The organism is Streptomyces inusitatus, assembly GCF_014651115.1.
In the GTDB taxonomy this organism is placed as follows: domain Bacteria; phylum Actinomycetota; class Actinomycetes; order Streptomycetales; family Streptomycetaceae; genus Streptomyces; species Streptomyces amakusaensis.
Genome location: NZ_BMWG01000077.1, coordinates 1 through 1,314, shown reverse-complemented (window position 1 = coordinate 1,314; position 1,314 = coordinate 1). Strand labels below are relative to the sequence as shown.

The 1,314-nt window shown below is 68.4% G+C and carries 1 protein-coding gene; it reads left to right on the top strand.

Annotation, left to right across the window (positions count from 1 at the left end):
• Positions 1 to 1,314 (top strand): AMP-binding protein (locus IE247_RS33880; RefSeq protein ID WP_190127212.1); only part of this gene is annotated, 1,314 nt, incomplete at both ends.

Below are 1,314 nucleotides of genomic sequence, written 5' to 3'. Positions count from 1 at the left end.
GGACACCTCGGGGGACCCGTCGTTCGGTGAGCTGCTGGAGCGGGTACGGCGCTGGGACCTGGCAGCGTACGCGCATCAGGATCTGCCGTTCGACCGTCTGGTGGAGGAGCTCCAGCCGGCACGGTCCCTGGCACGCCACCCCCTGTTCCAGATCATGCTCTCCTGGACCGAGACAGAGCCCGAACCACTGTCACTGACAGGACTGGAGATCACCCCCGAACCCGCCGCCCTGTCCACGGTCAAATTCGACCTGGAGATCGGCTTCACCCCCCACCCCGACCACACCGGACTCACCCTCCACCTCGGCTACGCCACCGACCTCTTCGACGAGACAACAGTCCGGGCACTGGGCGAGGCGCTGGTACGCGTCCTGTCGGCGGTCGCGGCCGATCCGGGGATACGGCTCTCGGCCCTGCCGGTCGTGTCCCCCGCCCAGCGGGACATGCTCACGGCGTGGGGTTCGGGGCCTGAGGCCTCGGGGGCGGGGACGGTGACCGGGGGCTTCGCCCGCATGGTGCGTTCCGGCCCGGGTGCGGTGGCGGTGGTCGACGGGGACCGGTCCCTGACCTACCGGGAACTGGATGTTCTCTCGGACCGGGTCGCGTATCGGCTGCTCGCGGCCGGTGTGGCTCCGGAGACGCCGGTGCCGGTGCTGATGGAACGCGGTGCGGCTTTGGTGGTGGCTTTGGTGGGGGTGATGAAGGCGGGGGCCGCCTATCTCCCCCTCCATCTCGCCCATCCCGCTCCCCGCATGGCTGAGACGACCGAGGGCAACACCTCCCCGGTCCTGTTGATCGATCCGGCTCATGCGGATCACCCCTACACCACGAGTGAGCAGTCGACCCGGCACGTCATTACCGTCACGACGGATGACGACACCGGCTTCACGGACAACGAGATCGTGCTGCCCACTGTGCTGTCGGGGCAGTTGGCGTATGTGATGTTCACGTCGGGGTCGACGGGTCGCCCGAAGGGCATCGCCGTCACCCACCAGAGTGTGACGGACCTGGCCCGGGATCCGGCCTGGAACGTCACCGCCAAGGACCGGGTCCTGTTCCAGGCCCCGCATGCCTTCGACGGATCCGTCTACGAACTCTGGACCCCTCTTCTCACGGGCGCGGCGATCGTCATCGCACCCCCCGGCCGGATCATTGACGCACCCGCTCTGAGGTCGCTGACCGAGCGGCACGGGATAACGCATGTGTCTTTGACGGCCGGATTGTTCCGGGTGATCGCGGAGACCGATCCCGGCGCCTTCACCGGCCTGACCGAGGTGACGACGGGCGGGGATGTGATTCCCCCGGACGCGGTGCG